This window comes from Halioxenophilus aromaticivorans (assembly GCF_042850945.1).
Classification (GTDB): domain Bacteria; phylum Pseudomonadota; class Gammaproteobacteria; order Pseudomonadales; family Cellvibrionaceae; genus Halioxenophilus; species Halioxenophilus aromaticivorans.
The window spans coordinates 4,433,283-4,456,895 of record NZ_AP031496.1 but is presented as its reverse complement, the minus strand read 5'-3'; the positions used below and the strand labels follow the sequence as shown (position 1 = coordinate 4,456,895).

Annotated in this window: 21 protein-coding genes; 3 read left to right on the top strand and 18 right to left on the bottom strand. The window is 46.9% G+C overall.

Annotated elements, in window-relative coordinates; all coding sequences use genetic code 11:
* Positions 1-358: 358 nt before the first annotated feature.
* The 5 genes from ACGHM3_RS19045 to ACGHM3_RS19025 form a co-directional block, all read right to left on the bottom strand.
* Positions 359-1,489 (bottom strand): sulfotransferase, encoded by a 1,131-nt coding sequence (locus tag ACGHM3_RS19045; RefSeq protein WP_345424080.1) that lies wholly within the window; start codon positions 1,487-1,489, stop codon positions 359-361.
* Positions 1,490-1,637: 148 nt separating this feature from the next.
* Entirely contained in the window at positions 1,638-3,269 is a 1,632-nt protein-coding gene (locus ACGHM3_RS19040) for a GMC family oxidoreductase N-terminal domain-containing protein (RefSeq protein ID WP_345424082.1), read from the bottom strand.
* A complete protein-coding gene (locus ACGHM3_RS19035) occupies positions 3,270-4,496 on the bottom strand; it encodes a CoA transferase (protein ID WP_345424084.1) in 1,227 nt (408 codons plus the stop codon).
* Between the two features lie 10 nt (positions 4,497-4,506).
* Positions 4,507-5,763, bottom strand: a complete 1,257-nt coding sequence (locus ACGHM3_RS19030) for an acetyl-CoA C-acetyltransferase (protein WP_345424086.1) — start codon at positions 5,761-5,763, stop codon at positions 4,507-4,509.
* A gap of 66 nt (positions 5,764-5,829) precedes the next feature.
* A complete protein-coding gene (locus ACGHM3_RS19025) occupies positions 5,830-6,576 on the bottom strand; it encodes an SDR family oxidoreductase (RefSeq protein WP_345424089.1) in 747 nt (248 codons plus the stop codon).
* A 396-nt stretch (positions 6,577-6,972) separates the two neighbouring features.
* Between ACGHM3_RS19025 and ACGHM3_RS19020 the strand changes: the two genes are divergently transcribed.
* On the top strand, positions 6,973-7,710 hold the full coding sequence (locus ACGHM3_RS19020; protein ID WP_345424092.1) for an AraC family transcriptional regulator: 738 nt from the start codon (positions 6,973-6,975) through the stop codon (positions 7,708-7,710).
* 141 nt (positions 7,711-7,851) lie between these two features.
* Here ACGHM3_RS19020 and ACGHM3_RS19015 read toward each other — a convergent pair whose 3' ends face one another.
* The 4 genes from ACGHM3_RS19015 to ACGHM3_RS19000 all read right to left on the bottom strand — a co-directional run bounded on the left by ACGHM3_RS19015 (position 7,852) and on the right by ACGHM3_RS19000 (position 12,014).
* Entirely contained in the window at positions 7,852-8,874 is a 1,023-nt protein-coding gene (locus ACGHM3_RS19015) for an amidohydrolase family protein (protein ID WP_345424095.1), read from the bottom strand.
* Positions 8,875-9,148: 274 nt separating this feature from the next.
* A protein-coding gene (locus ACGHM3_RS19010) for an IS3 family transposase (protein ID WP_390517440.1) occupies positions 9,149-10,224 on the bottom strand; the annotation gives its coding sequence in 2 pieces (ribosomal slippage) (positions 9,149-9,975 and positions 9,975-10,224; 1,077 coding nt in all).
* Between the two features lie 315 nt (positions 10,225-10,539).
* Positions 10,540-10,761, bottom strand: coding sequence for a hypothetical protein (locus tag ACGHM3_RS19005; RefSeq protein WP_345426155.1), 222 nt, complete (start codon positions 10,759-10,761; stop codon positions 10,540-10,542).
* On the bottom strand, positions 10,758-12,014 hold the full coding sequence (locus tag ACGHM3_RS19000; protein WP_390517437.1) for a hypothetical protein: 1,257 nt from the start codon (positions 12,012-12,014) through the stop codon (positions 10,758-10,760). Before ACGHM3_RS19000 ends, ACGHM3_RS19005 begins: the two co-directional genes overlap by 4 nt.
* Positions 12,015-12,104: 90 nt before the next feature.
* Here ACGHM3_RS19000 and ACGHM3_RS18995 point away from each other — a divergent pair, with 90 nt between their 5' ends.
* A complete protein-coding gene (locus tag ACGHM3_RS18995; protein ID WP_345417005.1) occupies positions 12,105-12,308 on the top strand; it encodes a hypothetical protein in 204 nt (67 codons plus the stop codon).
* Between the two features lie 350 nt (positions 12,309-12,658).
* Here the strand turns inward: ACGHM3_RS18995 and ACGHM3_RS18990 are convergent, their stop codons facing one another.
* The 3 genes from ACGHM3_RS18990 to ACGHM3_RS18980 form a co-directional block, all read right to left on the bottom strand.
* Positions 12,659-12,889: a hypothetical protein gene (locus ACGHM3_RS18990; RefSeq protein WP_345417008.1), complete on the bottom strand. Its 231-nt coding sequence runs from the start codon at positions 12,887-12,889 to the stop codon at positions 12,659-12,661.
* A 73-nt stretch (positions 12,890-12,962) separates the two neighbouring features.
* Complete coding sequence (locus ACGHM3_RS18985; RefSeq protein ID WP_345417011.1) at positions 12,963-13,355, bottom strand: DUF6911 family protein; 393 nt, start codon at positions 13,353-13,355, stop codon at positions 12,963-12,965.
* Complete coding sequence (locus ACGHM3_RS18980; protein ID WP_390517434.1) at positions 13,355-14,476, bottom strand: hypothetical protein; 1,122 nt, start codon at positions 14,474-14,476, stop codon at positions 13,355-13,357. Before ACGHM3_RS18980 ends, ACGHM3_RS18985 begins: the two co-directional genes overlap by 1 nt.
* A gap of 102 nt (positions 14,477-14,578) precedes the next feature.
* Here ACGHM3_RS18980 and ACGHM3_RS18975 point away from each other — a divergent pair, with 102 nt between their 5' ends.
* Positions 14,579-14,782: a hypothetical protein gene (locus ACGHM3_RS18975; RefSeq protein ID WP_345415921.1), complete on the top strand. Its 204-nt coding sequence runs from the start codon at positions 14,579-14,581 to the stop codon at positions 14,780-14,782.
* A gap of 410 nt (positions 14,783-15,192) precedes the next feature.
* Here ACGHM3_RS18975 and ACGHM3_RS18970 read toward each other — a convergent pair whose 3' ends face one another.
* From ACGHM3_RS18970 to tssG, 6 genes are all read right to left on the bottom strand, one after another.
* Positions 15,193-15,468: a contact-dependent growth inhibition system immunity protein gene (locus ACGHM3_RS18970; protein ID WP_345415918.1), complete on the bottom strand. Its 276-nt coding sequence runs from the start codon at positions 15,466-15,468 to the stop codon at positions 15,193-15,195.
* A gap of 9 nt (positions 15,469-15,477) precedes the next feature.
* Positions 15,478-17,325, bottom strand: coding sequence for an RNase A-like domain-containing protein (locus ACGHM3_RS18965; RefSeq protein WP_390517432.1), 1,848 nt, complete (start codon positions 17,323-17,325; stop codon positions 15,478-15,480).
* 19 nt (positions 17,326-17,344) lie between these two features.
* Positions 17,345-19,111 carry a type VI secretion system tip protein TssI/VgrG gene (locus ACGHM3_RS18960; RefSeq protein ID WP_345422146.1) on the bottom strand — a complete coding sequence of 589 codons (1,767 nt, stop codon included), beginning with the start codon at positions 19,109-19,111 and terminating at the stop codon, positions 17,345-17,347.
* Positions 19,112-19,414: 303 nt separating this feature from the next.
* Positions 19,415-19,903 (bottom strand): type VI secretion system tube protein Hcp, encoded by a 489-nt coding sequence (locus tag ACGHM3_RS18955; protein WP_345422149.1) that lies wholly within the window; start codon positions 19,901-19,903, stop codon positions 19,415-19,417.
* A gap of 119 nt (positions 19,904-20,022) precedes the next feature.
* Positions 20,023-22,653, bottom strand: coding sequence for a type VI secretion system ATPase TssH (gene tssH / locus ACGHM3_RS18950; RefSeq protein WP_345422151.1), 2,631 nt, complete (start codon positions 22,651-22,653; stop codon positions 20,023-20,025).
* Between the two features lie 9 nt (positions 22,654-22,662).
* Positions 22,663-23,613: a type VI secretion system baseplate subunit TssG gene (gene tssG / locus ACGHM3_RS18945; protein ID WP_345422153.1), complete on the bottom strand. Its 951-nt coding sequence runs from the start codon at positions 23,611-23,613 to the stop codon at positions 22,663-22,665.

Here is a 23,613-nt window from a genome sequence, read left to right as displayed (position 1 = left end):
ATCGATGCGAGAGTGCTGGCCACTATGATAATCGTTGTAAATTAACTCTAGTGCCAGGGAGCCAAATTCATCTGGCTCACCTAATCGCATTGAGAAAGGAACCGCTTTGTGCGGATACGTTTGCTGGGTAGTAGTAATTATTGATGTGATATACCAACACTGATTTCTGAAGTCTTAAAATAGGTGAAAAAACCGGCTTGGACAATGAAATTAATTGTAGCCAATGTAAGAATGATGTCCTCAAAACCCTAAAGAAGCCTCTGTGTCTTGAGCAGCGCTTTTCGGCGTAAACTCAGTTTATAAAGCCAGCAGAGAGGCTAGGCGGTTAATCTCGACGTTAGAAGCCTAGCGTAGGAAGCTATAGTAGAAATCTGTCATAGTAATCGGAAAAAATTGATCTAATATAGGCTTCGTTTAAGCCAAACTCTTCAAGTATGTATTCATGTTTTCCGTGCTTACCTTTTGGGTTGTCAGTAAGGTATTTTTTCATGGCATTTTTTGCTTCATTTGTAAGTGGCTGGTTAAAGTGTCGATAAATATTATGGATACTTTCAGTAGGATTTTTAATGATATCCTGATATTGAATGTCATATATTGAATTTTCACCGTACTTGACTTTGTAGTTTATGATGTTATCTATCATACGCTGAAATATATCAATTGTAGTTGAGCCAATCTTTTCTAAATCTACATGTTCATGTGTCAGTAAGCGCACGTGCTTGATGAGGCTGCATGCGGAGCCAACTACTTCGACCGGATCCCTATGAGTCATGATTAACTGTGCGTCAGGGAATACTTCTTTCAGGGCGGTTAGATAAAGCGGGTGCCATGGATTTTTTAACGTCCACTGTCCCGGCGCGTGAGTTTGTAAAAGCTGCAATAAACGTTTGTGGTATTTAAATGCAGGTAAGTAATCTGTCGATAAAAACCATTTGCGATAACTGGGTATGTCAATCATAGACTCAAATAGTTGTGAACAAAATGTCTGTGACATTGAGAATTGACACTCAGTTGGGCTGTCGGCATTTTCGTGGTGAATGGCAGAAATATGAGGTACATATTTTAGTGATTGTTCGATCAAAGCTTGCGCTTCAAAGTAGCGTGGATCAGTACGTACCTCGGATGCTTTGGGCGGGGGTACCGAATTTAATGATTCCCAACGGATAAAAGCCCTGCGAGCAGGGTCTTCAGCTAATAAGTTAATAAGCAGCGTAGTTCCTGTTCTTGGTAGCCCAAAGACGAAAGTTGGTGTTTCTATAGCTTGTTGTAGCAGTTCGGGGTGTTGTTCAAGATAATGATCTACCCGTATTCTATTGGCTAGGTTATTTAAGATCATTTTTTTGCTGCTCTGTAGGCCTTGCTCGCTTAAGGGAGCTTCATCCACAATGGATTTTACCAATTGCGTTAAGCCATTAATAGCATCGTCTGGTAGGTTGGCTTTCAGTCCTGTGATGGCTTCGGCTTCGATAATAATGTCTTTGACTTTCATAGCGGTTTCCAGTGTTGGCGGTTCCAATGACATTTCTGTATTTAGCGTTGCGTCGCCATGCATTATTCATCGTAACTTTCAGGCGCTTCAAAAAGCTCTAAGCCTTTGTGATGCGTTATATATGCTTTCCGGGTTACACTTAGCGATTTCAGTAGGCTGTACACGCAATTAATTGCGCAGCTTTTTCTGCAACCATAATGGTTGGCGCGTTAGTATTTCCTGAGGTTATTGTGGGCATTATTGATGCGTCTACCACGCGAACTCTTGATAATCCTCGGAGTTTCAGCTCGTTATCGACGACTGCTTCCTTGTCATCGACTTTACCCATTCTACAGGTCCCAACAGGATGAAAAATGGTCGTGCCGATATTGCCAGCAGCTTGGAGTAACTCATCATCACTCTGATATTGGGTGCCAGGCAGATACTCGCGTGGGTTGTGGCTAGCAAAGGCGTCCATAGAAAATATTCGGCGAGTCAGTTTTATGGAGTCTATTGCAATCTGCTTATCGTCATCATTACTTAAGTAATTTGGTGCAATATATGGAGGATCGTTTGGACTGTTAGAATTGATAGAGACTTGGCCAATTGATTTGGGTCGTAAATTGCAAACGCTGGCTGTAATTCCGGGGAATGGATGTAAATTATCTCCAAACTTGGCAAGCGACAAGGGTTGCACATGGTACTCCAGATTTGCACTTGGCTGGCCTGGATCAGATTTAGCAAAGACACCTAACTGGCTGGGGGCCATACTTAATGGCCCGCCACGATAGAGCAGGTATTGTAGTCCCATGCCCATTTTGCCAATCCAATTGTTTGCGATTGTGTTTAGGGTTTTTAGGCCGTCAATCTTATAAACGGATCGAAGCTGTAAATGATCCTGAAGGTTATGACCTACACCGCTAAGCTCATGGCGAAGTTGAACACCTGCCCTTGCTAAATCCTCCTTTCGGCCAATCCCTGTTCGTTGGAGAATTGTAGGAGAGCCGATAGCTCCAGCTGTAAGTAGAGTTTCTCGATTGGCTTTTACGCAAAAAGTCTGGCCTTTGTGAATGTACTCAACACCGGTAACCTGACCACCTTCCAGGGTCAACTTGTTGGCCACCGCATGAGTAATTATCGTTAGGTTTCGCCGTTTCAGGGTAGGCTTGAGAAAAGCAGTAGCTGCACTACAGCGCACTCCTTTTCGCTGGGTGACCTCGAAGGGGGAGGAACCAAAATTATCTCCAGTATTGAAATCGTCGATAGGATGGATTCCAGCTTGCTCTGCCGCGGACGCAAAGGTGTCAAGCACATCCCAGCGCAGCCGCTGCCTTTCAACACGAAGCTCGCCTTTCGCGCCGTGGTATGCGCTGGCTCCGCGCCAGTTGGATTCACTTTTTCGAAACAATGGGAGTACAGACTCCCATTGCCAAGATTGATCACCCGTGATATCTGCCCAGCGGTCATAATCCTGGGACTGGCCACGCATATAGATCATGCCGTTGATGGAAGAGCAGCCTCCAAGTACTTTGCCTCGCGAATAGGCAATGCTGCGACCGCTAAGCCCGCGTTCCTGTGCTGTTTCATAGCACCAATCGGCTTTGGGGTTGCCAAAACAATACAAGTAGCCAACGGGGATATGAAACCAGAGCCAATTGTCTTTGCCCCCAGCCTCCAGTAGAGCAACTGACACGCGAGGGTCAGCAGAAAGTCGATTGGCTAATACACAACCAGCAGAACCGCCACCTACAATAACATAATCAAAGCTACCTAGCAGCTTACTTCCTGTTTGTGTATGCATTTAGGCAATAACACCTTCTGCCTTTAGGGTCTCGATGCGGTCCCACTCCAGCCCCAGTTCCATGAGATAGATTTCAGTGTGCTCTGAGGCAACTGGAGCGCGGGTTGTGGTAATCGGGGTGTGATCGTATTGCACAGGTGGGCGCACCAGGCGCATTGGCTCATCACCTTCGACAGCCTCCACTTCAATGATCATATCGTTAGCCAATGCCTGTTCGTCTTTAGATAGATCTTCAAGGCTTTGGAACGGAGCCCATTGGCCGCGCATGGTTTTCAGATGTTTGGACCAGTAACTAAACGGATGTTTGGCGATGGCCTGAACCATTAACGCACTAGCGTCAGCCCAGTTTTTCATCAGCTCTTCTACCGTTGAGAAGCGTGGATCTTCGGCGGCTTCCGGGATGCCTAAATGTTCGAAAGTATCCTGAATGTAGGGACCAGGAGTCAAAATACAGAAATTAATGGTGCCGCCATCGGAGGTGGTAAAGTTGCCCATAAACGGGTTGCCTGGAGAGCCGCCCCCAGCCGCTATGCGTGTTTTAGGAATAACGCCCAGCTCCATAGTCTGGGTCATGCCTGAGCCTGCTGCCCACCACGCGCTACTCATTAAGGATACATCTAGCTCGACCGCATGGCCTGTCTTTTCTCTGTGATAAAGGGCACCCAAAATACCACCGGCGATATTCATGCCACCAATACAATCACCAAATGCTGGAATCCCCTGAGATAAAGGGGATTCCAGCTCAGGTGGTGACATCGAGTTACCTATACCGCTGCGGGTCCAAAACGCGGTACCGTCAAAGCCGCCTGCTTCACGCTCTGGCCCTTTATCACCGAAGGCGCTGCCTCGAGCATAAATAATATCGGGGTTGGCGGCCCTTATGTGTTCCACATCCAGTTTCAGTTTTTGGCGCTGGGCGGGCAGGTAGTTAGTCAGAAATACATCGGCGGTTTTCGCAATCTCATAGATCAGCTTTTGACCTTCTTCTGTTGAGATGTCAATTCCGACACTGCGCTTGCCGCGGTTAGCGTGCTCTACCAGAGAATGGCGATTGGGATTATGGGTGGCATCGCCTGTCCTGCGAAAACCGCGCATGGTATCTCCGCGCACCGGGTGCTCGATTTTGATGACATTGGCTCCCCAGTCAGCTAAAACGGCTCCTGCTGCGGGAACGAAAGTGTGCTGTGCGACTTCGAGAATAGTTACACCTTTTGCAATTTGGGTCATGTCTAAATCCTCAAACTCGCTCAATAATAATGGCGGGTGCCATGCCGCCAGCAGCACACATGGTAATAAGCCCGCGTTGCATATCACGCCTCTCCAGCTCATCCAGCACGGTGCCAACCAACACGGCGCCCGTAGCGCCGATTGGGTGGCCGAGTGCAATGGCACCACCGTTAACATTGACGCGGTCTCTATCCAGCTTTAAATCGCGAATAAACTTTTCTACAACGACAGCGAAGGCTTCGTTGACTTCCCATAAATCTATATCGGCTACGGTCAATCCCGCCCGCTCCAATGCTTTTTTGGCAGCCGGCACGGGGGCGTTATTCATCAGGGTGGGGTCGTCACCGATGGTTGCCATCGCCACCACTTTAGCCCGCGGCTTTAACTTGTTGGCTTTTGCGTATTTTGGTGACGCTAATAGCAGGGCTGCAGCACCGTCCACTACGCCTGATGAATTACCTGCATGGTGCATTGGTTGAATATCTACGTCGGGGTAACGAAGATTAATCCGCTGGCGGAAGGTTAGGCCATCCATGCCTGCTGGCATATCTGCAATAGCGGCAAAACTGGGTTTCAGAGCTGCCAGACCTTCAGCGGTAGTGTCGGGTCTCGGGTATTCATCTTTATCGAGAATGACGTTACCGTCATCGTCCAGTACTGGTACGATCGAGCGATCAAACCAGCCGTTTTTAATCGCTGTTGCGGCACGCTGCTGACTGACCAGTGCTATTGCGTCCAGTTCTTCACGAGTGATGTTTTCTAAGGCGGCGATAGCATCCGCAGCAACACCCTGATTAGATTGTGGATGGCGTTTATTGAGTCGCTCATTGCCTGTGCCCAGCCCATAAGAGGGAAATCCTGCTTCACGCTCTTTCGTGCCTTGAACGGTCAGCATAGACATCATTTCTGTGCCGCCAGCGATAAGAAGGTCATCTATGCCAGCCATGATGTTAGCGGCAGCAATATTGACAGCGCTAAGACCGCTGCCACAGAAGCGATCAAGTGTTACACCTGGCACCAAAACATCAAATCCGGCATCCAGCGCAGCCATGCGGCCCATGTCACCACCTTGCAAGCCTTTCTGAGCGCTAGTGCCCCAGATAATATCGTCGATATCGGCTGTATTAAGTCCGTTTCGGTCCCTAAGTGCAGATAAGGTCGTAGCGGCTAAATGTTGAGGGTGCATACCAGAAAAAGCGCCTTTGCCGGGCTTGCCTAGAGCGCGAGGAGTTCTAACGGAATCAATAATGTAAGCGTCTACAGTCATAACCTTTCCTATTCTTCAAATTAGCAATGTAGCGGAGTTATATCTGGTGCAATTAGGTATAAGACTCTAGGGTTTTCGACCTTGGACCGTTACAACCGGTAGATCGACATCGGAGGGTAAATCAATTATTGACCGAAACACGGTGGTCACTGAATCCACATGAGAAATGCCTCGGTTACGGAGATCAAGCCCAACTGCTGCTGTTGCAGCCATAAAGCGTGCTGCTACTTCCGGCTCAGTGTTTAAACTAATATCGTCACTATACATGGCACCAGCCCGCAGGCAGGTGACCCTAATATTGTTGGTTGAGTCGGCTTCCAATTCATATTTCAGGCCCTCCGTAAAACGCTCCAGCCCAGCTTTAGCGGCTTGATAAGTGACCATATAAGGAAACAGCATACCTACGGACTCACTGCTAACATTAATAATGTGGCCGTCTTTTGCCATGAGGGGCAACGCCGCATTGATGCACAGAATAGGACCTATGGTATTGATGGTAATGCTATCGACTATTTGTTGGGGGCGGGCCTCTTTGGTGAGAAAAGGTTCATAAACCGCTGCATTGTTGATCAATACATCAATGGTGGAGTGATGTTCCATCAGTTTCGAAAAGGCTTGGTTAACTGATTTGGGGTTGCCAACATCGCAACTCAAACAGAGTGCTTCAGCACCTATTTCGTTAGCAACTTTTTCTAACTTAGATATATTTCGCCCAACTAATACAACGGCTTCACCCTCTGATGCAAAGCGACGTGCTAATGAGCGGCCAAGGCCGGATCCTGCACCAGTAACAACAATGACTTTACTTGACATGTTAACCTTTCTTAATTATCTGACTAGGTAGAATAGCTATAAATACCTATTTTTAAATAACTGTATTCGGGTGTAGTGGGGTCGGGTATTTTTCCAGCGTTATGCGGTGTACTCAATGAGGAGGTGCATTGCGCTAGGGCCAAATTCATCGTATTTTGGCCCTTGTGTGTTGGATATCTGTAGCGAGAGAGAGATAATTAGCACGACATTTTCAGTTAAACGCGCAGCATATAAGTAGAAAATTCCCCGAAAGAGGCGAGAAGAATGGAGAGTGAGTTCCGAAGCCCAATCGCAATAGTCCATGAGGTACGCGTGCCGGCCGCAACTGTGCAGTTGGTTAATTACCCCGCAAAAGGGCCGGTCACGCAAGTCATGCATCCGTGTGAGGAGTACTGGTTGGACTTCACGTTGACCCCCAGGCCTATTAATGCCAGGGCCAACTACCTAAATCACTGGAATTCGAATCGTTTCGAGGAACTTGGAAAATTATTTCTCCTGCCGAGGGGGGAATTACTGAATACCCGCGGTGACGGAAGCCCGGTGCAGACTTCATTGGTCTGTCGGTTAAGTGCGGAGAGTCTTCATGCATGGCTCGATCAAGATTGTTTGATAAGTTACCGTCATTTATCATCCAGTCTGAATATTTTGGATAACCGTATTACTTTCTTGTTGACTAGGTTGGTCGCAGAACTCAAAGACCCCTCTTTTGGCAGTGAGGTTGTCATTGAGCATGTGACCGCCTTGCTCGCTATAGAGCTTAGTCGATATTACAAAGTTGAAATTCCATCATCAGAAATGTCAAAAAAAGGTCTGACTAGAGCGCAGCTTGCTCTAATTATTGAGCGTATTCAAGAGCTGGATTGTCCTCCAACGCTAAAGGAACTCGCATCACTATGCGGTTTGTCCGTGAGACACTTGACCCGGGCGTATCGGGTTTCTACAGGTTCAACTATCGGCGAGAAGATTACTGAAGTGCGGATTGAGAATGCTATAAAACTTCTGCGCACAAATATGAGTATTAAGGCGATTGCAATTACTCTTGGCTTCAACTCATCGGCCAGTTTCTGCTGTTCTTTTCGAAAAGCTACACAATATACTCCGGGACAATATAGGGGGCGGTTTTTAACACAATAAATAACTGGAAAGCTCCTTTGTCTGATTGGCTTTATTCGCGTGTTATTGAGTGTTGTTTTTGTATTACTGTATTGCAGATATTGAAAGAAAGGGTGAGTATAGGACGAAACGCTCTTGAATACTCCGGGTTCAAAAGCGGCGCTAAAGCTTGTAGGCGCGCCTTGCTGTTTCATAAAATAGAGCGGATTTTTCTTTTTTTGAATAGTTGATGCTGATTAACTTAAATGTATTCCAGAGAGTCCGATAACTACAGGTTCCCCGATCAACGGGGAAATTACTTTCAAACATACAGCGCTCTGGGCCAAACTTGTCAATACAGTGCTCGATAAAAAGTCTCCAGTTGGCTGCAAGTTCCTCGGTTTTTATTGTGCCTTCACCGCGCTTAAACTGCTTGCCGACATTCATGCCAATACCTCCGAGTTTGACAAATATATTTGGTCTCTGAGCTAGTTTTTCAATGCCATGACGCCAAATATTAAGCACCTCTTCTCTCTTTGTTTGCTGTTCAAAATTAAAGGGTGATCCCAAGTGGTTGAGGATGATAAGCCCATTTGGGCAGCGATCGGCAACTTCTATAAGATCATTTAATTGTGAATATACGCACCATACATCCAGCGATAATCCGTGCGCGTGAACTTTCTTAACGCCTTTAGCATAGTTTGTGGTTAGCATTCTATTGGCTAGCTCGGGTGCAGCGGATTTTTGAAATAGACCTTCTTTGGCATAAGCAGTTTGGCAGCGAATCCCGCGTAGGCGGCCATTGCTTGCAGAAGAGTGTGCTGCTATGACTTCGTCGGTTTTTTCCCCCAGTTGCAGGTCTACATTCGCAACAATGCCAGCAGCTATCTGGCAATTGCCATATAACCCGCTTTCGCTCATGGCTGCCATTCCGACTGCAAATTCAGTTTCCCCGACAGATTTAAAATGTTCTGGCCCTTTGTGACGATACATTGTGTTGCATTCAACAAATACCGTTTTAGTAATATTGTGACCGCTCTTGGAAATAGTGTTAGCGCATTCTTCTAATAAAAATGGCGGCATAGAAGCTGAACTTCCAAAGTTCCAAAGATGTATGTGTGGATCTATGATTGCTTGATAAGGATCGATTACATAATCATCATAGTTGGGTGTGGTGATTTCATGTTTTGGTGATTTGTCTTGCATGTCGGTTTAGCCTTTATTGTTTTATGCCGCCGTAATCCATAGGGCGATTTTGCATCAAAATCCTTGGTGCGAAAAGAGTTTGTGGCAGAACCGCATAATATACAGATTTTGTTCTAAAGATAAATTTCCAGTCTATGGTAGTGGTTTTCTGAGCCTATTAAATAACGCAAGATAATTATTTAAATATAGAAGGCTATTCAAGAGGGTTGCCTTTGTTCAAGGTCTGGTGACCTTTCCCCTAAGTTAATACCACTCCCTCGATGAGATATTTGCCTTATGCTGCCTGTGCCGCGTAGGCTACTGGCGTCATGTAATTTAATGAGCTGTGCGGCCGCTCATGGTTATAGTGCGCACGCCATTGATCTATTTCGTAGCGGGCTTCCTCTATTGTTCGGAACCAGTGCTGATTCAGACAGGTGTCTCTAAACTTGCCATTTAGGCTTTCGACGAAGGCGTTTTGCGTTGGCTTGCCAGGCTGAATAAAGTTGAGTTTGACCTGATTTTCTTTACTCCAGAAGAACATGGCTTTGCTGGTGTATTCAGTACCGTTGTCACAAGTGATACTTTCAGGCTTACCACGGGTCTCGATTAGTTGATCTAAGAAACGGGCTACGCGATTTCCACTAATAGAAAACTCTGCCAGCTGTCCGACCAGTTCGCGACTGTAGTCATCAACTACATTTAGTATTCGGAAACGTCTACCATTACTCAGTTGATCTGATACAAAATCCATAGACCAGCGCTCGTTGATTTGCTTAGGTAAGTCCATCACAGGCACAGGGCGCGTGAGCTTTTTACGCTTTTTTGTACGAACCTGCAGTCCTTCCTCTGTGTAAACACGGTAGGTTCGCTTCTTGTTAGTCACCAACCCTTCGGCTTTCAGTAACCCGTGTAGCAAGAGGTAGCCATACCGACTGTATTGTGCTGCTAGCTCTTTCAATCGCTTCCGAAGAACATCGTCGTCGTAGCCCTTAGCCCGATAGCGATAGCCTGTTCGGCTAATACCAGAAAGCCAGCAAGCACGGCGCTCGCTCAAGCCAAACGTTTCGACCAGATAACTGGCGACAGGCTTACGTTCAGCCGGCTTTACCACTTTTTTGACAAGACATCCTTCATGGCCTCCACTTCAAGTAGCTTTTCTGCAAGAAGCTTCTTCAACCTGGCGTTCTCCGCCTCCATATCCTTCATGCGCTTAGCTTCATTGACTTCCATGCCAGCATACTTGGACCGCCAGTTGTAGAAAGTACCTTCAGATATCCCCAGCTCGCGACAAATATCAGGCACTTTGGTACCCGCTTCATGCTGTTTGATCGCTTTGATGATTTGCTCTTCGGTGTATCGTTTCTTCATAGTAATGAGATCCCCTTGGGAGTAGATTAACTGGAAATCTCATCAACGTCATGGTTCTATTTTTCGGGGAAAGGTCACTTTTGCTCCATCGGGAGCAATCTTTGTCTGAATACGAGTTTCTTGTTGAGTCAATGTTGTATGCGCTCCGTGCCTAGCATGGCCATGACCTCCTACACTTTCTAGTGATACCAGCGCCCGTAGCTCTGAACTTAATTCTTTGTATTCTGCCTGCGTTAATGATCGCTCACCTTGAAGTGGTTTATACCCTCTAGTATGTAATGTAGAAAGACCATTTGATGTGTTTGGAACAAAACTCTATTTAAGTTCTACAACCTTAACGCCTAACTCCCGCAACCTTTTCTTCACTGCTATGGCCAAAGTTTCATCTGAAATAGGAAGATCATATTCCCTACCATCCTCGCCTTTAAAACAAATCAACTCGGAATAAGGGGTCACTTCGATGTAATAATTGCTCATCGGCATTCCCCGATCAGCAATAAACTTATCTGCAATGCTATTCATCTCTAATTTATTCATTTTTGGCAACCTTTATTAACAGGCACTTTACCAAATCCAGGATAGAAAATGGTGTTATCAGTATTTCCTGAACCCCAGAAAATTCTAGTTGGCCTAGCCTGTGCCCCTGGATTAACTTGTAATTCTCTGAAATATCTAGCATTCACAACATTCATATCTTCAGGTGACGGCCACATTTGAGTGCTAGTCTCATTCGGGTGAACATGGCCAATTAATCGAGAATCTTTCGGAACCGGACTAGTATAGTCATCACCACTGTATAATCTTTTTACAAGTTTTCCGTCAACTCGCTCAGTAGTTAAAGAAAATTCTATTTTTCTACCATCTAACTTACCGAGATCATACACATTTCCAAACCTAACTGTTCGATCAGTCAAAGTTACTCCTTGAGTTCCAGGTAAAGCCCCAGACTGCATCAATTCGGACATCGATGTGTGTGTTCCAAGGTCAGAAGTTCTATAAAATCCATTTATATCTTTTTCTAATTTTCCAGTTTGATGAAGAATGTCAAAGTTATTGTTGTTTGGAACAATCCTCTTACCAGCCGTCACACCCTTAGCAACTTTCCCCGCCGTCTGTGTAGTTGCAGCTCTGGCTATCCCGCCTAAACCTAGCACATTCAGAACAGGGGTTGAGGTTTCTAGTCCCACCTGATCTGATCGTCTTGCAAATTCATAGTCGAGGCGGGAGACTTCTCGATTTTTATCGGCGAGGTCGTGGGCTTTGCCTCGGTACCAGGTGCCGCTTTCGAGTAGTGTTGCTTGTTTGGTAAGCGCCTCTCGCTTGGTTACGTACTCGGCAACCTCCGGTTTGCCTACCCCTTTGATGCCAGATGATACCAGCGACGCGTGAATTTCATCAACCGTGGCACTTTGCCTTTCGGTGAGTGGCGGCATTTCTACGGCGGATCTGCGGTTGCTTTCGCGGCGGTTGGGGAATTCAATATTCAGCCGTTCTATGGGGGTAGGTGCTACCGGTTTTGGCTGCTCTTCGTTTAGGCTTGCGAGCTGTTCTACTGTTATGGGCTTTCGGGTTACTACGGCTGGTGAGAGTTCTGCGATGGCCAGTGGGTCGCCGTTGATGGCAGCGTCGATTAGTGGCGCCATTTCTTCAAAGGTTACGGCGGCCTCGAGTAAATCCGCTTCAGTGAAGGGCTTTACACCATTGGGTGTAATGCCATCTATTAAGCTGATGGTGACCTTAGCCGGTGTTTTATCAAGATCTTCAGCCGGCTTAAAGATCGGCTGGAACATCTCAGATAGCTCACCGTTGCACTCTACAATTCTAATTTCAGATTCCGCAGATACCAGGTCTGCTTTACGGGTTGACTTGATTCCACTGAAGTGAATGTCTTATTCAGCTCCCAATATCGCCCCTATGCAATTGCGCTGACTGAGGTAAGAGATGTCTGGGCCATAAAAGGTAAAATTACCACCGACTTCAACACGTTAGAAACCCGATCTCACCAAAAAATCGACAAGCTTGAGCGTGAAGTAGAAGGGCTCAAAGACCAACTGCGGGAGTTGGTTAATAAACTTCATCCGTAACGGAGTTTTAAATCTGTTTCGAGTAAAAGGCTTTGCGCCCTCGGGGTTATGCCATTTATAAGGCTGATTGTGGCCTTCCGGCTTAAGCATCGGACGGAAGATTTCGGACAGTTCATCACCGTATTTCACGAATTCAATGTTGGATTCGCCTGGTTTTAGGCCTTATATGTCCTTGGTGTTTCTTGTCGTGCTTGAGGTTATCTGAAGGGGTTTTAGGCAGGCCTGTCCTTAGGTTGTTTTAGAGTCGATTTGTCGGCTCTTGCTCTGATTCGAAAGGTTAGGTTCACATCATTGAGGACAGGGCCCTTAACTTCAGCTTTTGCAGTTACAGTAGGCTTGATTGGAACAGCTTACATTTGATGCACCAGCTCCAGCTCCACAACTCCACTCTCAGCATTCACCCATACTCGAAAGTCAGGCGGTTCGACAACTGCCACTTTAGGGTCAAGCGTTTCAGGAGCAGGGAACATAACCTCGATTTTTCTTTCTTCCTTTCTGCCGATTATGCCTGGGGGAACAAACCCAATATCCTGGCTAGCCAGAAACTCTTCGGCTAGCTTTTTAACATTTATTTTGCTCATCGCCCCGCCTTAAGGCTTGACTTGAAAGCTTTGTGTAGCTGGGTGTCGCTACTTTAGTGTTTGGAACAACCACTCAAGTAAGTACATCCCCTGATACATTACCAGTTGAAAGAAATTCCTTGACTAAGGCTTTTACTAAGTCTGAATCTTCACAAACCAGCTTAGTGTCCCATTCATTCCCTAGTATTGAAACCTTTCCATCATGAGCTAATCTACTGGTAAATGTACGAATCACATAATCATCACTAGTATTTTCACCCAACGATATAACTGACTTACCCCCCTCAGTTTCAACCTGTAAACTTTCAGGACCTATTTCGCCGCCATCAATCACATCCAAAGTGACCGAGCCTGATCCATCTAAAATTAGCTCAACTTTTTCTAAAACATTCTCGACCTGCACATCGTCAGTGCTACCGCCTTGTGCGCTATCACCACATCCGATTACCCAAGAAAATGAAAACATTATTTCGCCTTTTTCAGAGATTTCATACCCTGTTGCCAATACAGGGTGTTTCCAGTTGCTTCTTCGTACACTACTAATGATTTCAACTCAGCTTGTTTCGCCATCGCTGCTACATCACCTCGGCAAAATCCACAAACCGCCTTCCCTGTAACCGTTAGCGTCATATCTGCACCAGCAGTTGCACCAGCGTCAAATGCTTGTTGAATAGCCCCAACTTCAGCATGTGCCGTACCCATATTTCCATTGGGAAGTGCCTTCCCTGATTGGGCGCTCTTCTCGACGATTCGTTCGGCAATTAAAGTTGGTTGGTCAACATTCGCACCTACACGAGCGGTCTGGTTAACGTCGCTGAAAGCCGATCCATTTACGCGGGCTTCTGCGGTAACTACTGGTTTAACACTGTTTGGAACAACACTCTTACCAGCCGCCACACCCTTGGCAACTTTCCCCACCGCCTGTGTAGTTGCAGCTCTGGTTACCCCGCCTAAACCTAACACATTCAGAACAGGGGTTGAGGTTTCTAGTCCTACCTGATCTGAACGTCTTGCAAATTCATAGTCGAGGCGGGCGACTTCTCGATTTTTATCGGCGACGTCGTGGGCTTTGCCTCGGTACCAGGTGCCGTTTTCGAGTAGTGTTGCTTGTTTGGTAAGCGCCTCTCGCTTGGTTACGTACTCGGCAACCTCCGGTTTGCCTACCCCTTTGATGCCAGATGATACCAGCGACGCGTGAATTTCATCAACCGTAGCGCGTTGGCTCTCGGTGAGAGGGGGCATTTCTGCGGCAGCTTTAGGAGTGCTTTTGCGGCGGTTGGGGAATTCAATATTCAGCCGTTCTATGGGGGTAGGTGCTACCGGTTTTGGCTGCTCTTCGTTTAGGCTTGCGAGCTGTTCTACTGTTATGGGCTTTCGGGTTACTACGGCTGGTGAGAGTTCTGCGATGGCCAGTGGGTCGCCGTTGATGGCAGCGTCGATTAGTGGCGCCATTTCTTCAAAGGTTACGGCGGCCTCGAGTAAATCCGCTTCAGTGAAGGGCTTTACACCATTGGGTGTAATGCCATCTATTAAGCTGATGGTGACCTTAGCCGGTGTTTTATCAAGATCTTCAGCCGGCTTAAACATCGGCTGGAACATCTCAGATAGCTCACCGTTGCACTCTACAATTCTAATTTCAGATTCCGCAGATACCAGGTCTGCTTTACGGGTTGACTTGATTCCACTGAAGTGAATGTCTTATTCAGCTCCCAATATCGCCCCTATGCAATTGCGCTGACTGGGGTAAGAGATGTCTGGGCCATAAAAGGCAAAATTACCACCGACTTCAACACGTTAGAAACCCGATCTCACCAAAAAATCGACAAGCTTGAGCGTGAAGTAGAAGGGCTCAAAGACCAACTGCGGGAGTTGGTTAATAAACTTCATCCGTAACGGAGTTTTAAATCTGTTTCGAGTAAAATGCTTTGCGCCCTCGGGGTTATGCCATTTATAAGGCTGATTGTGGCCTTCCAGCTTAAGCATCGGACGGAAGATTTCGGACAGTTCATCACCGTATTTCACGAATTCAATGTTGGATTCGCCTGGTTTTAGGCCTTGTATGTCCTTGGTGTTTCTTGTCGTGCTTGAGGTTATCTGAAGGGGTTTTAGGCAGGCCTGTCCTTAGGTTGTTTTAGAGTCGATTTGTCGGCTCTTGCTCTGATTCGAAAGGTTAGGTTCACATCATTGAGGACAGGGCCCTTAACTTCAGCTCTTGCAGTTACAGTAGGCTTGATTGGAACAACTTACATTTGATGCACCAGTCTCAGCGCTGCCTCAAGGGGAGGCAGTTGCAGAGCTACTAACTACGATGTACTAAGAATCTCTATTACTTTAATTACCCATTCTCGAACTTCCATATTTTCAGACTCTGGTTTAAAGTTTCCCCCAAGCCCATTTAACGTATCTTGAGGTAACTTTTCTCGCTCCAATAAACCACTCAAAGCGCTGGTTAAATGAGTCTTTGCTTCAGCTGGTTCAGTTTTGGCAAAATCTTCGGCTGCTTCAAAAGACGAACCGTAATCATCTCGCCAATCTTGATGGAAATAAGCATCAAAGAAATAATCTAATACTTCACTCATGTATTTCTCCTAATTGTTAGGTTTTGGGAACGATGTATGAACCCGATAGCCTTTAGGGGCAATAGGATCTTTAATCAGCAATACAAAAGACTTATTAGAGGGCTGAGAAGTCTTGGCTCCTTGAGGAATTACCCGACCTACTTCGTAATCAAGTGTTTCGTTTAACGTAAGCCTCCGTTTGGCGCTATTTGATAGCCACTCTCGGACTTTAGCCTGATTTTTTGAAAGTACATTACCTACGACTCTCTGAGCTGTTTCGATGTCTGGGTACGTTGATGACCCTAGGATATCAGGCTCGCTGTCAAAACGCTTCAACAACCGTTGATCCGATTTTCCCACATGCCTTCTAATGGTGTGCCCATCAAGATTTTCGTGGAAAATGAGGGTTCCGCCACTTTCAGTTTTGATCAACGGGATTTTTTTTGGAACAGCACTCCGCTTAGCCGTCACACTCTTCGCAACTTTCCCCACCGCCTGTGTAGTTGCAGCTTTGGTTACCCCGCCTAAACCTAACACATTCAGAACAGGGGTTGAGGTTTCTAGTCCTACCTGATCTGAACGTCTTGCAAATTCATAGTCGAGGCGGGCGACTTCTCGATTTTTATCGGCGAGGTCGTGGGCTTTGCCTCGGTACCAGGTGCCGCTTTCGAGTAGTGTTGCTTGTTTGGTAAGCGCCTCTCGCTTGGTTACGTACTCGGCAACCTCGGGTTTGCCTACCCCTTTGATGCCAGATGATACCAGCGACGCGTGAATTTCATCAACCGTGGCACTTTGCCTTTCGGTGAGTGGCGGCATTTCTACGGCGGATCTGCGGTTGCTTTTGCGGCGGTTAGGGAATTCAATATTCAGCCGTTCTATGGGGGTAGGTGCTACCGGTTTTGGCTGCTCTTCGTTTAGGCTTGCGAGCTGTTCTACTGTTATGGGCTTTCGGGTTACTACGGCTGGTGAGAGTTCTGCGATGGCCAGTGGGTCGCCGTTGATGGCAGCGTCGATTAGTGGCGCCATTTCTTCAAAGGTTACGGCGGCCTCGAGTAAATCCGCTTCAGTGAAGGGCTTTACACCATTGGGTGTAATGCCATCTATTAAGCTGATGGTGACCTTAGCCGGTGTTTTATCAAGATCTTCAGCCGGCTTAAACATCGGCTGGAACATGTCGGGTAATTCGTTGCTGTATTCCACAATCGCGATATCGGCTTCAGCGGCTGTGATTTCAGTCTCGGCGTCTATCTCGGTGGCAATTTCTAAGATGGACTGGATATAGCCGTCACTCCAATTGCCGGCCTCTTTGGTGCTGGGTGCGGCTAACCAAATGGTGACTTCTTCTGGTGGATCTTCGGGAATGGCGGGCGTTAGGCTCCTGGTGCTGCTAGGGCTTTGCGCGTTGCCTGCACTGCTTGTGGCGCTGGCAGGGCTGGAGGTGCTCTGACTGGCGGGTGAGCTACTGCCGGATGAGTTACTGGCCGATGTTTTGGCTTGTGGTGCAGTCTTAGTGGACTTTTTGCTGCCTTTTTCCGAAGGGAATTGAATGTTTAGACGTTGGATTCGATCTGCCGTTACCAGGGATGGAGAATCGCCAATTAAAACATCGGCTGAGCCGGTAACGATTAAACCACCACAGTTTATGGCATCGCTCACTCGTGCGGCCGGCTTGTTGTTGATCAATACACTGGATGAACCCTCGCTTATCTCACGAATGCCAGGGTGATGGGGTACCAGTAAGTCTCCGTGCCTGGCGGCAGGCAAATTATTGGTTAAAACGTTGCTGCTGCCACTGATGATCGGTGTCGGCGACGAGGGCGGATGCCCTGTGTCGATGTCTGTGATTCGTGCGGCGGGTTGATCGGTGGGGAGTCCCATTGCTGTATTACCCGCCGGTTTAGTTGAGGGTCACTAGGCTGCCGTTAACAGCTACCGCGCTGGAACTGATTTCTATTTTGCTGCTGGTTATTGTGATTGTGCTGCTACCCACTTGCAGCTTAAGCTCATTACCTGCATCAACTAGAATTTTATTACCGGCCATTATTGTCAGATTGTTGCCGACATCGTGTGTTTCGTTGTTCACAACCTGATGTTTTTTGTCATTACCAATTTTGATTGTCTGATTGTTTTTCACCAAAACGTTGTGGTCTTTTTCGGCCTGGAAGTAGACTTCTTCTTTGCCTTTTTCGTCGTGAAAGTAGAGCTCGTTGCAGTTGTCTTCACCGCCGTTGAGGCTGGACCTTGTGCGAACCCCTGAGCGAAGGCCGTTTTGATCCGCATAGGGCGGGTTGTTTTCAGAGTTGTATAGTGAACCAATAACAAATGGTCGATCCGGATTACCATTTTCAAAGGCGATGACCACTTCATCGCCCACTCGTGGTGTAAATTGCATTCCAAAGCCAGAGCTCGCAAAGCCTTGCATCACCCTTAAAAAGCAGGTGTTTTGGCCATCGTGGCGACCGTTTCGGTCCCAATGGAAGCGGACTTTTATACGCCCGTGTTCGTCGGTTTGAATCTCCTGACCTTTTTTCCCAACCACGCGTGCGGTTTGTAGAGATGGCACTTTCGGTGCTGTGGCGGATGGGTAGTATAAATGGCCTTCTTTAACGGCGGTAACGTGGCTGGTAAGGGCGCCATTTATATCGTCGGCTATGAGGCTCACCTTAGTGGCCGAAAAAATGATGTCTTTATCCGGGTGGACTGTACCGTCGGTTCGGATAATTGAGAAATTTTTGCCAACGGCCATGGTTCTGACGTTACCGCTGCCAGACCAAGTATTTACCTTGGCGGATTCGCGCTTCACGCGCGCTTTTAATATTGATGAGCCTTCGTCTTCGGCGGTGTAATCGCCGCTGTATGAGTAGGATGTTACATTGGCAACGTTTGGTATGGCTGCAATGTCGGCGTCTACCTGTTGATTCATAAATAGACTTTTGGAAGGCTTGTTGTAATTGTAGCTTACAAGCTCGTGTTTACCTGTGGCGAAGTGTGAGTTTCTGGTCCATTGAGTAAAGCTATCTGCGGCGTAATTGTTAGGGTGTAAATCGATGACACTCTTCGGTGCTAAGCTGGCAAGAGATGAGGAATCGTCGACAACCTTCAGCGTGTGTTGACCGTTGGCGTGTTCAAAAAAGAAGCTGAGCCCCTCTAGGGCGAGTAATCGGTATACGAAATTTAGGTCTGTCTCATCGTACTGAACTAGGTATCGCCAATTTTTGTAACCCCGCGTTGTTTTTATATCAAACTCAACAGCACCACCGTAATCTGCGAATACTTGCTTGATAACGCTGGGTATGGGGGTGTCTTGAAATATGCGGTAGTTGTTCCGCTTTGATAGCAGTAGCTGCAGCCAGGATACAACCGTTATATGGTAGCTAGTATGATTGTTGCGTGTGGTTGATGGCCCGGCCCTGAGGTGCTGAATAAGCCCGTTAAAATAACGTAAATTGTTATCAGCGTCGACGATGGCTAGTGTGATTGCGGTGCCAACTAAGTCTCTTGCTTGTATGTCGTGATTGATTTCTGAGAAGGCATCGACGTTGATTGTAAATCCGTCGCCCATTGTCTCATTGTAGGTCATACGAGCTGGGATAAGTTCATCCTGCGCCAGAACCGTGGTTAAGCGTATGAGACGTTTGTCTTGTGTTACCAGGCCGCCTGCCATTGAACTTCCCTTTACATTTTATGGTGATATCGAATGAACGTAGCCGTAAATGGTGTTAGATAACCGTGCATCACATCTAGGCACAGAATTTAGCTAGGAGACTTCTCTATTTAGATGGTTTTCTGTTTAGACTGTTTCTATGTTCAAATGGAGTCTTTGCCTAAGTGAGTCTTCTGTCTAAATGGGTACTTGTCTAGATAGATGCTTGTCTAGATAGGTACTTGTCTAGAGTATTTTCTTGCGAAAAAGCAACTACATGTAAGCGATATAAAAAGGCGGCGCACAGCGCCGCCAAAAATACGCTTAACGCTTGGTGTTCGAAGCGGTATCGAAACCAACGGCGATAGCACCTTGTGCATTGCCATCTTCGTCGTATGGCGTGTATTTAACTTCCACGTCTACGAAAGAGATGGTAATGGTCTCGGTTGGGCGCTTGGTGGTTTGAGCGTTAGCGTCCACAGAATAGTTGCTGATTAATGCGTTTTTCAGTGTGTATTCCATGAATACATCGGCGCCAGAACCTTTGCCGGTTTTGGTTAAGCTAATGACTACCTGCTTACCAACACCACAACAAGATTCGATGAAAATTTTTGGGGTGGCGCTATCCATCAAGCGAACGATTTGTAAGTCACTGATAACTGCGTTTGAAGACTCTCGGTCGCCGGCGGTAGAACTGTTAGACGTGACTTGACGACCAACGCCCCAAGAGATGGATTCAACGTCCATCCAGCCGCCGTGGCCAGAGTCAGATGATTCGCCGGTAATGCCTTCGTAATTAACAAAAATTGACATGTCTATTTCCTTTAGAGTTTAAGTGTTCGTATTGAGAAGACTGCCGTCTACTGTGCGTAGAAGCGTTTTGAATGGTATCTCAACAGTGCAAAAAAAATTACTTATAAATTCGAAAATTGTTACGCAGTTTGCGCTTTTAAAGACAAAGCGCGGGTGTCTGATTTATTTTCAAAATTTATTAATAAATTGTTGTCTTCATTAACATCGATATCAATTAATACGAAAGTACTACCATCGTAAAATTGGCTTAATATTTTTTCCGATAATTGGGGTAATACGGTCTTATTAAGTATTAAGTCTATTTGTCGAGCTCCGGTTTCACTCTGGCTGCATTGAGAAACTATCCAGTTGAAAAAATTGTTTTGGAAGTTGATTTCTGATTGATAGTTGGCCATCACACGCTTGCGAATTGCAGATAGCTTAAGATGGATGATTTTCTCAAGTTGCGCCTCCGCCAGGGGGTAGTAGGGAATAAGATTGATACGTCCTAAAAATGCGGGCTTATAGGTTTTTCGTAAAGTTGGGTTAATGGCGGTTAATAACGCATCCGGTGCTGGCATTGTTTCGATATCTTCACACAGTTGTGCTATTTCTTCGCTGGCGGTGTTACTGGTCATTAAAATGACCGTATTCTTAAAATCAATGTCCCGCCCCTCGCCATCTTTGACCATACCTTTATCAAAGATCTGGTAGAAAATATCGTGTACGCCGGGATGGGCTTTTTCCATTTCGTCCAATAACAAGACGCTGTAGGGATTTCTACGCACGGCTTCAGTAAGGACGCCGCCCTGGCCATAGCCAACGTATCCGGGGGGAGCTCCCAGAAGCATAGAAACCTTATGTTCTTCTTTAAACTCAGACATATTGATAACGTTGATTAGCTTGTCTGAGCCGTAGAGTTGTTCAGCCAATGCCAGGGCAGTTTCTGTTTTGCCAACGCCGCTGGGGCCTACCAACATAAAGACGCCAACGGGCCTGTTGGGGTCGGCAAGGCCGGCGCGGGAGGTTTTAATGGCATTGGCGATGAGCGATAGCCCATGGTTTTGGCCAATAACCCTTTGCTCCATGAAAGACTGTAAGGCAATGACGTTGTCGGTTTCGTCTTTGTTCATCTTACCCACCGGTATACCGGTCCAGTCTGAGACGATACTGGCGATAATCTCCTCGGTTACACACTCGTGCAACAAAGGCTGATCTTGGTGTAGTGTAGTGAGCTTTGAGCGCAGTTCGGCAATGGTCTGGGCTGGTGGCATACCATTGTTGTTTGTGCAATGGGGTTGAGTTTGTTGTTGGCTTTGCAAGCTGAGTAACTTTTCTACGGCAACCTTTTCCTCTTGCCACTGAGTTTCTAAGTCTTTTATTTCTGTTTGTAGTCGCTGCGCTTGGTCGGCCAATCCATCGATGGCTGCTCCGTGCTGATAGCCTGACTGCATCTCTGTGGTTAAGCGCAGGGTGGCTTGTTCGATGTTGCTGAGTTGTGCTTGGCGCTGCTCAATGGCAGCGGGTGTGGAGCTGAGGCTTAGGTTAACCCGAGCGCAAGCGGTGTCTAAAAGGCTCACGCACTTGTCCGGTAGCTGTCGGCCGCTTATGTACCTGTGGGATAAGTTCACCGCGGCTTCAATTGCGGCGTCAAGAATGATGACATCGTGGTGTCGTTCAAAGCTGGGGGCGATGTGCCTTAACATGGCTATGGCTTGCTCCACACTGGGCTCTGGCACTTTAACCACCTGAAAACGCCGTGTTAAAGCTGCGTCGTTTTCGAAGTATTGTTTGTACTCTGCCCAGGTTGTTGCTGCTATGGTGCGCAGCTCGCCTCGGGCTAGCGCGGGCTTTAATAGGTTAGCTGCGTCTCCGGCGCCGGATTGTTGCCCCGCACCAATCAATGTATGGGCCTCGTCAATAAAAAGAACAATGGGCTTTGCACTGTTTTGTACTTCTTTAATGACACCTTTAAGCCGGTTCTCGAATTCTCCTTTTACCCCAGCTCCGGCCTGGAGTAAGCCGAGGTCTAAGGTATGGATTTCAACGTTGGCGAGCACAGAGGGCACCTCACCTTGTGCTATTTTAAGTGCCAGCCCTTCCACAACAGCGGTTTTACCGACACCAGCCTCGCCCGTAAGGATGGGATTGTTTTGTTTCTTACGGCTGAGAATGTCTATGATTTGTCGCACTTCGTGGTCGCGGCCGACGATACTGTCAATTTTTCCGTTACGCGCAAAGTCGGTAAGGTTGACCGTATACTGAGCTAGATTGGACTGGCCTGACGATGAGCTTGAGGCCGTGTCCGCATTAGAGTGATCCATGCTGGCAAGATGTTCTTTGAGTCGGTCTCGGTCTATTCGAGAAAGCTCGGGCAAGTTCTGTAAGGCCTGTATGCTAAGAGCTTGGTTGTCCAGTAGGGCGAGTAAAATAAAGCCTAAACTGAGCTCTGTTTTTTGGTATTCGGTAGTTGCCAAAATCCAGGCGTCGAATAGCAGGCGTACAATATCGGGTGCGATCTTGGGAAAGCCGCCGTTGCCCGTTTTTACCTGAGCTAAAGACGTTTGTACTTGATTGGCTAGAATCGCAGTGTTACACCCGCAATCGTTAATAATAGGGTGGAGGACATGGTTTTCGTCGTCGGCCATTTTATGGATAAAATGCAACACGTCCACGGCGTAATGGCTGCGTGAGGAAGCTTCAGCGACGCTTTGCTCTAATATATGCTTAGCTTCTTGGTCCAGTTTATCTACTAGGGTTTCAAATTGCATGGGTTGCCTCTATTTTATAGTAGCTTTGGCGACAAGGGTTTGCTGGGGCTGGGAGTAAAGCCAAGCTGTTTTTGCCAGTTGGGGTCTGTCGCGGAAGCCAGTTTTCGTTTTTTCGGTATCGACGTAAAAAAATAGATCTATCTCGATATGGGCTGGTGTGTAGCTGCGCACCAACTCAGTAAGAGCTGTATATTCAGGGGAGCCGGGTACGAGATTTCTATAGCGTTTAAAGTTGAGCTGTTTAATATGAATAGCAATCTTTGATTGCACGCTCCAGGCTCTACGTCCGATCAGCACCCCTTGACCTAATCGAACGCGATTTGGCCCGTTAGTTTTCAATCGACTGAGATCTTCACTAGCTAAGGGTAGCCAGCTACCAATGTGTTGATCGACCTTAATCGGAAGTTTTAGATAATCACCAAGAAGACTTTCTAGCGCGCTGGCGGATCTTACTTGTTTAGCAAAATGGCCGCTGTAGTAGCGTTGCGCGTTGTTTGCCGCCGGACGATAATCTGCGAGGGCGCTGATAAGTGTAGTGAACGGGTCTTGTTTGTTTTGTTGTTGGTGTGCGTCCAATTGCGGCACGATGCGATATTTAGCCCAAGCTCGGTAAAATAGGGATACCAGCCGATGGTGGAACATATCCATAAAATCGGCCATTGCGTAATCACGCTGTTTAATACGGCTAATAATCAGTTTTGTGTAATGTTGGGGGAGTACTCCCTCAGAGCCCATTAGTTGCAAAAAGTTTACCCACAGTGTTTCCGTGGTAAGGTCGTCTGCGCCGGAGTGCTGGCCGTGTGAGACTGGGGTGAAGGACAACTGATAATTGGATTTGAAACGCAGCTTTTCAACTTCTGGTAGAGCATCAAGCCCCACAATGCCTTGCCAGCGCATTTCTTTTGGCAGGTTATAGGTTTGCTTTCTTTCCAGTTGTCTGACTGTTTCAAAGAAGTTCAT

Coding starts and splice junctions, on each gene's coding strand:
- ACGHM3_RS19045 (WP_345424080.1), bottom strand. CDS start 1,489: ATGAAAGTCAAAGACATTATTATCGAAGCCGAAGCCATCACAGGACTG.
- ACGHM3_RS19040 (WP_345424082.1), bottom strand. CDS start 3,269: ATGCATACACAAACAGGAAGTAAGCTGCTAGGTAGCTTTGATTATGTT.
- ACGHM3_RS19035 (WP_345424084.1), bottom strand. CDS start 4,496: ATGACCCAAATTGCAAAAGGTGTAACTATTCTCGAAGTCGCACAGCAC.
- ACGHM3_RS19030 (WP_345424086.1), bottom strand. CDS start 5,763: ATGACTGTAGACGCTTACATTATTGATTCCGTTAGAACTCCTCGCGCT.
- ACGHM3_RS19025 (WP_345424089.1), bottom strand. CDS start 6,576: ATGTCAAGTAAAGTCATTGTTGTTACTGGTGCAGGATCCGGCCTTGGC.
- ACGHM3_RS19015 (WP_345424095.1), bottom strand. CDS start 8,874: ATGCAAGACAAATCACCAAAACATGAAATCACCACACCCAACTATGAT.
- ACGHM3_RS19005 (WP_345426155.1), bottom strand. CDS start 10,761: ATGAATAAATTAGAGATGAATAGCATTGCAGATAAGTTTATTGCTGAT.
- ACGHM3_RS19000 (WP_390517437.1), bottom strand. CDS start 12,014: ATGTTCCAGCCGATCTTTAAGCCGGCTGAAGATCTTGATAAAACACCG.
- ACGHM3_RS18990 (WP_345417008.1), bottom strand. CDS start 12,889: ATGAGCAAAATAAATGTTAAAAAGCTAGCCGAAGAGTTTCTGGCTAGC.
- ACGHM3_RS18985 (WP_345417011.1), bottom strand. CDS start 13,355: ATGTTTTCATTTTCTTGGGTAATCGGATGTGGTGATAGCGCACAAGGC.
- ACGHM3_RS18980 (WP_390517434.1), bottom strand. CDS start 14,476: ATGTTTAAGCCGGCTGAAGATCTTGATAAAACACCGGCTAAGGTCACC.
- ACGHM3_RS18970 (WP_345415918.1), bottom strand. CDS start 15,468: ATGAGTGAAGTATTAGATTATTTCTTTGATGCTTATTTCCATCAAGAT.
- ACGHM3_RS18965 (WP_390517432.1), bottom strand. CDS start 17,325: ATGGGACTCCCCACCGATCAACCCGCCGCACGAATCACAGACATCGAC.
- ACGHM3_RS18960 (WP_345422146.1), bottom strand. CDS start 19,111: ATGGCAGGCGGCCTGGTAACACAAGACAAACGTCTCATACGCTTAACC.
- ACGHM3_RS18955 (WP_345422149.1), bottom strand. CDS start 19,903: ATGTCAATTTTTGTTAATTACGAAGGCATTACCGGCGAATCATCTGAC.
- tssH (WP_345422151.1), bottom strand. CDS start 22,653: ATGCAATTTGAAACCCTAGTAGATAAACTGGACCAAGAAGCTAAGCAT.
- tssG (WP_345422153.1), bottom strand. CDS start 23,613: ATGAACTTCTTTGAAACAGTCAGACAACTGGAAAGAAAGCAAACCTAT.